A 7,912-nucleotide genomic window follows, 5' to 3' on the forward strand; every position below is an offset into this window, starting at 1 on the left:
GCTGGCGCGCTGCTCTCGCGCCGTGAAAGGCCGCCCGGCCCAATGCCGGACGGGGTGTGAAGACGAGCGAGCTGATCGGCCCAGGGCGAGTCCGGTGAGGGGCTGCGTACTGGTTCACGCTCGTCTTCACGAAAAGGCCCCGCCCGGATGGGCACGGGGTGCCACCTCCCATTAGGTGGCTGGTGCGTGGGCGGTGGTGCTGGGGCCGCAGCCCCACCCCGACGAAGTGCCGGCGCCCACGCACCGAAACGTCAGCCGCCCTGGCCCGGCGGGAGCTGGCTGTCCTTCGGCCTTCGGCCCAGCTCGGCGAGCAGCGCTTCCATGTTGGCGCGGACGTCCGCCACCCACTCTGCTTTCGGGCTCTTGGTGAGGTTCGCCTGGGCGAGGTTGATGGACGCCGTCAGCTCGCTGACCGACAGCGTCGTCATGGCCTTTCCCTTGTGCGGTCCGAACGCGACGAGCGGGGGAAGGGGAGGCGTCTTCGTGCGGAGCGTCAGCTCGTCCTCGCACGCCTCCATGGCCCGGCGCAGGGCCCGCGCGTTGAAGAGGTCCGGTTGATTCTTGAGGGTGAAGGAGCCCTCCACCAACGAGTCGCTCAACTGCTCCACCGTGGCGTCGGCGCGCTTCACGTTCTTGTGGGTGCCGAAGCCGATGCAGTCCTCGAACTCGAAGGAGGCCGCCGCCGGGCTGTGCGGGTCGTCCAGCGCGGCAGCCGTGCGCGCGTCGACGGGCTCACGAGCCTGGGTGGGTCGCGCGTCGCGCGGGGCGGGTGAGGGCGCGCGGCGCTCGCCTTGCTCTGGCGAGGCGTCCTGCTGGGGGCGCTGCCCGACCTGCGGCCGCGCCGGCTGTCCCTGCTGACTCCCCTGTCGCTGCTGTCCCTGCTGTTGGCCATGGGCCTGCTGTCCCTGGCTTCCGCCTCGCTGCTGCCCGCTCTGTGGCCGTGCCTGCTGCTGTCCCTGGTCCTGCTGGCCACCTCGTTGCCGCTGCGGCCCGCCACGCTGGCCGTGTCCCTCGTCCTGCTCAGGGTCGTCGCCCGTGGGGATGAGGAACAGCTTCAAGAGGGCGTACTTCGTCGCGCCGGTGATCGCCTTGTACGTGGCCTTGTCCCCGGCGTCCTGGCCCTCTCCAACGACGTCAAACGCCAAGGTCTCTCCCGAGTCGCCGTCGTGGAGCGTGTAGCGGACCGTCAGTGTGCAGAGCCGGTCCTTCCCGCCCTTCGCGCGTTCAACGACGGACCACTCCGTCTTCTCCACGCTGGGGATGAGCATGAGCGACCTGTCGGACAGCCCCTTGCGCACGGCCGCGACGATGTCTGCCTCGGTCGCGTAGTCATAGTTGTGGAAAGTGTTGCGGCCCGACTTCGGCACGTGCCCCACCGTCCCCATCACCTCGGCCAGCTTCCGGATGAGACTCGGCTTTCCGGGCTGCGACGTGCTCGTGCTTGATTCAGTCATTGCTCATGCCCTCTCATTTGTAGCTCTCGCCCGCGTCCTGCTCGGCGCGGCGAATCAGTTCGCGCTCTTCAGCGGTGACGTCGTCCACCGCGTCTGTCCATTCGAGGTCCCGCCAGCGATGCGGGCCTTCGTGCATGTCCTCGCGCTCGCAGAGAACCCAGGTCCTGTCCGGGTGCTCCGCGAAGGCGTGACAGAGATGACGACTTGATAGGTTCAATCACGTCAGACTACTTGCTGAGTCTGACGTTCAGTCCTGCTCGGCGTTGATGCGTGCGACGCCGTTCTTCCAGTGCGCGGTGCGCGCCCACCACAGCTCGATGCCGAGCGCGGCATAGAGCGCGTTCGACGCCGTCGCCAAGTCTCCGAGAGACTTCCTGGACGCCGTCACGGTGCGCTGCAGTTCGCGCCACCGGTCCTGCGTGGCTCGCGTCTCGTCCGGCTTGAGAAGCGCGAGCTTGTCCTCCGCGAGGCGCAGCTCCTCCTGTACCGCGGACTGCCGCTCCGGCAACACGTCGGCTTCGTCCATGCACGCGCGAATGGTGTCCACCTCGGCAGCGCGCCACCACGCCTCAAGCGCGCGGAGCCGGGCGCAGAGGTCTTTGAGTTCTCCGGCGGCGCAGCTCATGGACTTCCTCCAGCCTCGTCCTCTTCGTCGTCCTCGGCGGCGTCGAATTTCTCCGCCACCTCCACTGCGACGTCCCACGCAGGGTGGTGCTCATCGAGCGTGGCCTCTCTACTGTCCTGGTCGTGGTCCCACGCCTCCACCAGTGCCGTGAGGTTCACCTCGCCGGAGGCGTCACGGTGCTCGTAGACGTTCATCAGCATCCAGCGGCGGATGACACTTCGGTCGTGGGCCATCATCGCGACACCTTGCACGTCAGCGGGTACCGCTTCCGCCACCAGCGGCGCCACAGGGGGTAGCTCAGGCGCCAGGCGAAGCCGACGGCACCCACCCAGCCGAAGGCGAAGGCCAGCAGCGCGAGGTCCATCCAGGGGCCACGGGCGCGGAGCTGCGTGGCGCGCGGCGAGCACTCAATCTTCACAGGCTCGCGTCCCTCCGCCTCGGCCCGCTCGCGCTCGCGGGTGCCGATGCTGTCCAACTCGGCGCCGTCGACCACGCGAATCAGTGCCAACCCGAGCACCACCACCGTCGCCAGCGCGGCGAACTCGGGCGAGGCACCCAGCGTGGTGAGAAGGCCGCTGGCCGGAGAAGAGGGCGTGCCCAGCGTCTCGTGGTGCTGGGCCCAGACCGCTCCCAGGAGCGCGGACACGAAGATGACCCGCTCGGCCTGCCACGTCTTGAACCGGGCCGCGCTCTTGAGCGCATCCGCCGCCTCCGATACCGCGCGCCGCGCCCACGGCCCGGGGTCCTCCCTGTCCTCGACAACACGGCAAAGCTCCGCCAGCAGCGTCGGCATGACGCCCTCCTGCACGGTGGTGAGTGGAATGCCGGGATGCGCTCCCGGCAGGCGCGCCCTCGCAGGCGCGGGGTACGTCAGTGGGTAGGGCCGCTAGCTGGCGTCGTAGCCGCCCTCGGGCGGCGGGCTGGCCTCATCGTCGGCGTCTTCCACCGTCCGCATCGGGAGAGAGGCGTGCGGGACGAAGACCCAGGCGCTCACGTATGCGCCGTCGTCACCGACGGACACCTCCGGAGTCGTGTCGAAGTCGACGTCGTCGCTCCCGTACATCTCGCGCGCGCACTCGCGGGCGGCCTTGTTGTACGACTCGTCTTCCTCTTCCGCCTTCGCTGCCGCCTCTTCGTCCTCATGAAGCAGCGCCAGCTGCGCCTGCTCGTAGAATCCGTCGGGCCAGGACTCCGGCGTCCCGAAGTGCTCCATGGATGCCACCAACTGCCGCAGGGCCTCCTGAGGCTCCACGGCCGGGGGAGGGGAATTCCGCTCCGCTTCTGGCTTCATCGTCTCCGCGTTCATCTGATGCCCCCTTTCGATGCTGTCCGCTGCGACGTCCCGGGAGGGCTCTGCCTCCCGATTCCCGCTCGCCCTTTCCCCACGCAATGGGGGCCCGCCGCCCTGTCCGCCGAACCAACGAGTCGAACAGTAAAGCTTCAGTCTTTATTGGTCAAGATTGAATTGATGATCATAAAGATTGAATGTAGATGGAGTCGAGGGGCGTACTGCTGCGGAAAGCGACAGCAAGGCTCGCAAAGGAGGGGTAACGTGGGTCTAAGAGCTACAGATGTTGCCCATCAGAGGAGTGCAGAGCGGATGATTCCGACCAATCCCCCGAAGAGGCGGGAGGAGACCTCCCCGGAAGGGGAGAAGCGCAAGCTCCTCAACTTCGTCCCTGATGCTGACGTGGACGACTTCCTCAACGCGATGAAGGAGGACGGCGTCCCGAAGAGAGAGACGCTTCAGCAGGCTGTCCGGATCGTGCGGGATGCCGCCGAGAAGTTGGGGCGGGAGGCTTGGTATGAGGCCGAGAAGCAGTCGAAAGTCCGCGGCGTCTCGATTGGAGTTGTCCTTGCGGAGCTGGCGGGTCCCTCTCTGGGATCAAACCTCAAAGAGAGCGGGCCATCCGCCCCTAAGAAGGGGAGTAAGGGCTAATGACCGCCAGGAGGGGCAGGAGAAGCAGGATGTGCCAGCAGGTCAGGCTTCTCGGCTATAGAGCAGCCGAACGAGGAACGATCTGGACATGCGACCAGGTGTGAATAGCGGGGAAGGTGGTACGTCGGAGTCGGGGCGCGCAGGCGGAGAGTTGCGCGCAATTCCCGCTCCGGCTTGGGATGGCGGCCCGCTGGGTCCGTACCACGTTAGTCGGAGACTACATCGAGGCTCCGACATGTCGGTCTACGAAGGACAGGAGAAGGAGACTGGCACTCCCACCGTGTCAGTGACCCCCGGGCGCGAGAAGGATCAATGGGGGGCTCTCCAGCCGTTTCATGTCGAGGTGGTGTGTGGTGACTCCCCTCCGCACATCACGATGGTGATGAAGGAATCCCCTGGCAACGTGGAGGATGTGGCGCTCGGGCTGAGGAGGATCGCGAGCGGACTGGCACGCGTGGATACGCGCGCCGAGGTCAAGGATCACCTCGCCGGTGTAGGGAAGCGCAAGCTCCAACACTCGCGTTCACGCGCAAGGTTCGTTCGGCTTGGCGCTGCTGCGGTAGCAGTTGCCAGTGTCGCAGTCGCCGGAGCTGGCGTCTTCGCGTTTGCCACGTCGCACGTGATCTCTGGCGACGAGCGGGCCGTCGTTGCCCTCGGGAATCATGGAGAGGTCGTGGCGGGGGGAGGCGTAGATTCGACCTGGACGACGAGCGTTGCGGAGACTGCCCTCGCAGCTCCAGAACCCATCGAGGACCCTCCGCTGGTGGTCTTCTTCCAGCCGGAAGCTCTCCTAGCTCCGATGCCAAAGCCATGGAGTTGGCAGATTCGCACGCCCAAGGCGTGTGTTGGTTCCAAGAAGAAGTTCATCGAGGGTGGGTGCTGGCGCGAGTTCAACGACGACCCGCCTTGTCCTGAGTCTTATCTGTACGACGACAAGTGCTGGATCCCGGTTGCGGCTCCAGGACAGACGCCACCCAAGAGCATCCCTCACGTTGCTGGCCCGGCCCGGTAACGTAGACTTGATTTCTCCCGCTATCCAGTGATAGCGGTAATAGTTAGGTTTCATCTGCGCACCCATCGCTGACTTCCAGCAGCGATTACAGCCCACGACTGTTGTCGCACGTGTAATGCGTGCGGCCGGGATGCGCCCCGCTAGGTGCCTGGAAGCCCTGGCGGGGCCATCTTCTTCGGAGGGCGTCATGGGTAGTCGCCTCGCAGTTCGCCCCCTCAGCGTCGAGTTAGCGCGCGGTGAGTCTTCGGCTCAGTTGCTCGCTGTGGCTCCGTTGAGCTGGATGGCGCGTCCACTGTCTGCACTTCGCTTGCTCACCTCATTGCTGCGCACATCTGCGCGCGTGCGCCATCTTGTCTCAAGCCCGGCAACCCCCATGTCTCACTGGGGCGAGACGCCTCTAGCCTGAACTGGCGCAGTCGTTGCTACTGCCGCATGCGAGCCCCGCCGAATCTCTCGGTCGGTGTCTCCTCGGGCACTCTGGCAACCCACAGGGTAGCGTGGCAGAGTCCATACCTAATATTTGTTCAGTGATAGTCCGAGCGGGGGTCGAGATGAACGCAGCAGAATTTGAAGCAGTCATGAGGAAGGTCGTCCGGGAGGAGCTTGCCGCTCTCACCAATGGCGACCTCCTCACCATTGCGGAGGCCGCCGCGCTCATTCGTGGTGGCGAACGGACCATCCAGGAGTGGTTCCGGTCCGGCCACCTCAAGCGGATGAAGCATGGGCGGAAGGTCCTGGTGAGCCGCACGGAGCTGATGGAGGTGCTCAAGCAGGAACCTGCGGCGCTCTCCGAGACGGAGCTAGAGGCCCGCGCCAACCAGCTTCTCGGGAGGGCCGGCTGATGTCCGAGACGAAGGCGCACGCGAAGCGGAAGGCGGCAGCGCGCAAGGGGTCCGTCTACCAGCGAGGTGACTCTCCCTTCTGGTGGCTCGCCTTCTACAACGAGGAGGGCAAGCGCAGACTTAAGTCCTCCGGCACAACGGACGAGAAGGAAGCCAAGAAGCTCCTCGTATCGGTGGAGCGAAAAGTCGCGGCGGTCCGCGAGAAGGGGCTCGTCGCCATTGATGGGAACGTCCTGGTGCGCGACTACGCCGAGCGGTTTTTCAAGGACCGCGAGGCACAGGGACACATCGTCGTTCAGAACGAGCGTGGACGCATGCAACACGTGCTGCCAGCCATCGGAGACATGCCGCTGGGAGCCGTGCGCTACCGGCACATCCGCGACCTGTTTCGGAGCCTGCGTGCCAATTCAGGCCTCGCGCCACGAACAATCCGCGTCATCTACTCGGTGGTGAAATCGATGTTCAGCACGGCGCTCGAGGACGAACTCATCGCCGCGACGCCCTGCACGATTACGAGGCAGAGCAAGGTGCTCCCGCCCATCATCGACAAGGACCCGTTCTGGCGAAAGGGGGCAGTCTTCGAGCGTGAAGAGGTCCTCCAGATCCTCTACAACGAGGCCATTCCGGAGGACCGACGGGTGCTGTATGCGCTCCTGTTCCTGGGAGACTTCCGCATCGGCGAGGTGTCAGCGCTGAAGTGGAAGGCATATGACCCAACACTGAAGCCGCTCGGGTCGCTGACTGTCGCGTACAGCTTCAGCAAGGCGCTCAAGCGCACGAAGGACGTGAAGTCCGGACGCCCTCGCGAGATGCCTGTCCACCCGGTGCTCGCGGCGATTCTGGCCGACTGGAAGGCGAAGGGCTGGGCGAAGCGAATGAAGCGCTCTCCTGAACCTGATGACCTCATCGTGGTCAGTCGGTGGAAGGGGAACGTGAGCCATGCCAGGGCGTTGGAGAACCTCAAGGTCGACCTGGAGAATCTCGGACTGCGACGTCGCCGCATTCACGATACGCGTCGCACGTTCATCTCGCTGGCCCAGGCCGATGGGGCGCGCGCCGACATCCTCCAGTGGGTCACCCATGGTCCGCCTGGCGGCATCATGGCCACGTACACGACGATGCCGTGGGCGACGCTCTGCGCCGAGGTTGCCAAGCTCCGCATCCCTTTTCCGCCGCGTCGTCCGGCGGGAGCCTCTGTAATTAGCTACGCGGCTGCTACGCCCGTGCCACCCGTCAGAAAACCCGAAGCAAAACAGGTGCTTGGAGACATGGAAAATCTACCGTGGACGAATGTCATATGCGGGCCTGGTTCTCCACCTGGACGATGCCGAGCGAGGTGAAGAGCTTCTTGATGAGGTAGTTCTCCTCGTTGTCGAGCGTCGCGCCACCCAGGTGCGCGATGCCCAGCGTGCGCTGGACGCTCAGCCCGTTGACGTCGGTGGACTCCCACGTCGCGTCGCGCGTGTGCTTCACACGCTCGGCCACCATGTCCATGGCGCGCTCCAGTGGGATGCGCTCCCACGCGGTGCCGCCGGGGCGACGGTAGAGGACGTGCTGGACACGGTGGGTGCCGGTGACGAGCTGGAACGTCGCGGAGCCCTTGGGGCACAGCCGCCCGCGTGACACGGGCGAGTCGGTGTCCCCTTCGATGTCGATGATGCGCTCGTCCTTGACGTACACGTCCTGGCCGCAGCCGACGGCACAGTAGGGACAGATGGATTTGACGACGCGGTCGGCGCGGGCCGTGCGCGCCTCCAACCGCCGGCCGCGCTCGGACATCGCCGTCTCGCCCAGCGCGGTGAGGTCCTTGCGCGCGAGCTGCCGGAGCACGGGCCAGCGCAACAGCAGGTCGAGGACTCCCACAATGGACCTCCCGAGTCGGGGCCGCGAGGTGGCGCGACTTGCCGAGGATGGTGGAGGTCGAGGCTGCCCGACGCAGCGCCTCGCGGGGAGTTCGTGAGAGGGCGTCGTCGGGCTCCGGACGATTCCCGTCGCGGGATGTCGCGTGGTGGATGGGTGGGGCACGGGGCCTCACCCTGG

The 7,912-nt window shown here is 65.8% G+C and carries 10 protein-coding genes and 1 pseudogene; 4 read left to right on the top strand and 7 right to left on the bottom strand.

Features of this window, described 5'->3' with window-relative positions:
• Positions 1-251: 251 nt before the first annotated feature.
• From HR086_RS42310 to HR086_RS42335, 6 genes are all read right to left on the bottom strand, one after another.
• Positions 252-1,454, bottom strand: a complete 1,203-nt coding sequence (locus HR086_RS42310; RefSeq protein WP_174468456.1) for an ERF family protein — start codon at positions 1,452-1,454, stop codon at positions 252-254.
• A 13-nt stretch (positions 1,455-1,467) separates the two neighbouring features.
• On the bottom strand, positions 1,468-1,671 hold the full coding sequence (locus HR086_RS42315) for a hypothetical protein (RefSeq protein ID WP_174468457.1): 204 nt from the start codon (positions 1,669-1,671) through the stop codon (positions 1,468-1,470).
• 30 nt (positions 1,672-1,701) lie between these two features.
• Positions 1,702-2,079: a hypothetical protein gene (locus HR086_RS42320; protein WP_174468458.1), complete on the bottom strand. Its 378-nt coding sequence runs from the start codon at positions 2,077-2,079 to the stop codon at positions 1,702-1,704.
• Positions 2,076-2,273: a hypothetical protein gene (locus tag HR086_RS42325; RefSeq protein ID WP_174468459.1), complete on the bottom strand. Its 198-nt coding sequence runs from the start codon at positions 2,271-2,273 to the stop codon at positions 2,076-2,078. Before HR086_RS42325 ends, HR086_RS42320 begins: the two co-directional genes overlap by 4 nt.
• 38 nt (positions 2,274-2,311) lie before the next feature.
• On the bottom strand, positions 2,312-2,872 hold the full coding sequence (locus HR086_RS42330; RefSeq protein WP_174468460.1) for a hypothetical protein: 561 nt from the start codon (positions 2,870-2,872) through the stop codon (positions 2,312-2,314).
• Positions 2,873-2,965: 93 nt separating this feature from the next.
• Positions 2,966-3,385 carry a hypothetical protein gene (locus HR086_RS42335; RefSeq protein WP_174468461.1) on the bottom strand — a complete coding sequence of 140 codons (420 nt, stop codon included), beginning with the start codon at positions 3,383-3,385 and terminating at the stop codon, positions 2,966-2,968.
• 294 nt (positions 3,386-3,679) lie between these two features.
• Here HR086_RS42335 and HR086_RS42340 point away from each other — a divergent pair, with 294 nt between their 5' ends.
• From HR086_RS42340 to xerC, 4 genes are all read left to right on the top strand, one after another.
• Complete coding sequence (locus HR086_RS42340; RefSeq protein WP_174468462.1) at positions 3,680-4,018, top strand: hypothetical protein; 339 nt, start codon at positions 3,680-3,682, stop codon at positions 4,016-4,018.
• A gap of 235 nt (positions 4,019-4,253) precedes the next feature.
• Complete coding sequence (locus tag HR086_RS42345) at positions 4,254-5,030, top strand: hypothetical protein (protein ID WP_174468463.1); 777 nt, start codon at positions 4,254-4,256, stop codon at positions 5,028-5,030.
• Positions 5,031-5,608: 578 nt separating this feature from the next.
• Entirely contained in the window at positions 5,609-5,872 is a 264-nt protein-coding gene (locus tag HR086_RS42350; protein ID WP_174468464.1) for a helix-turn-helix domain-containing protein, read from the top strand.
• Positions 5,872-7,212 (top strand): tyrosine recombinase XerC, encoded by a 1,341-nt coding sequence (gene xerC, locus HR086_RS42355; protein ID WP_174468465.1) that lies wholly within the window; start codon positions 5,872-5,874, stop codon positions 7,210-7,212. Before HR086_RS42350 ends, xerC begins: the two co-directional genes overlap by 1 nt.
• Here the strand turns inward: xerC and HR086_RS42360 are convergent.
• Positions 7,169-7,735 (bottom strand): annotated as a pseudogene (locus HR086_RS42360) (formate dehydrogenase); the annotation flags it as partial. The gene xerC and the pseudogene HR086_RS42360 sit on opposite strands and share 44 nt — an antisense overlap.
• Positions 7,736-7,912: the final 177 nt, after the last annotated feature.

This window comes from Myxococcus sp. CA039A (genome assembly GCF_013336645.1).
In the GTDB taxonomy this organism is placed as follows: domain Bacteria; phylum Myxococcota; class Myxococcia; order Myxococcales; family Myxococcaceae; genus Myxococcus; species Myxococcus llanfairpwllgwyngyllgogerychwyrndrobwllllantysiliogogogochensis.

Excerpts from the sequence above, each read along its gene's own strand:
- HR086_RS42310 (WP_174468456.1), bottom strand. The coding sequence starts at position 1,454 with ATGACTGAATCAAGCACGAGCACGTCGCAGCCCGGAAAGCCGAGTCTC.
- HR086_RS42320 (WP_174468458.1), bottom strand. The coding sequence starts at position 2,079 with ATGAGCTGCGCCGCCGGAGAACTCAAAGACCTCTGCGCCCGGCTCCGC.
- HR086_RS42325 (WP_174468459.1), bottom strand. The coding sequence starts at position 2,273 with ATGAACGTCTACGAGCACCGTGACGCCTCCGGCGAGGTGAACCTCACG.
- HR086_RS42330 (WP_174468460.1), bottom strand. The coding sequence starts at position 2,872 with ATGCCGACGCTGCTGGCGGAGCTTTGCCGTGTTGTCGAGGACAGGGAG.
- HR086_RS42335 (WP_174468461.1), bottom strand. The coding sequence starts at position 3,385 with ATGAACGCGGAGACGATGAAGCCAGAAGCGGAGCGGAATTCCCCTCCC.
- HR086_RS42340 (WP_174468462.1), top strand. The coding sequence starts at position 3,680 with ATGATTCCGACCAATCCCCCGAAGAGGCGGGAGGAGACCTCCCCGGAA.
- HR086_RS42345 (WP_174468463.1), top strand. The coding sequence starts at position 4,254 with ATGTCGGTCTACGAAGGACAGGAGAAGGAGACTGGCACTCCCACCGTG.
- HR086_RS42350 (WP_174468464.1), top strand. The coding sequence starts at position 5,609 with ATGAGGAAGGTCGTCCGGGAGGAGCTTGCCGCTCTCACCAATGGCGAC.
- xerC (WP_174468465.1), top strand. The coding sequence starts at position 5,872 with ATGTCCGAGACGAAGGCGCACGCGAAGCGGAAGGCGGCAGCGCGCAAG.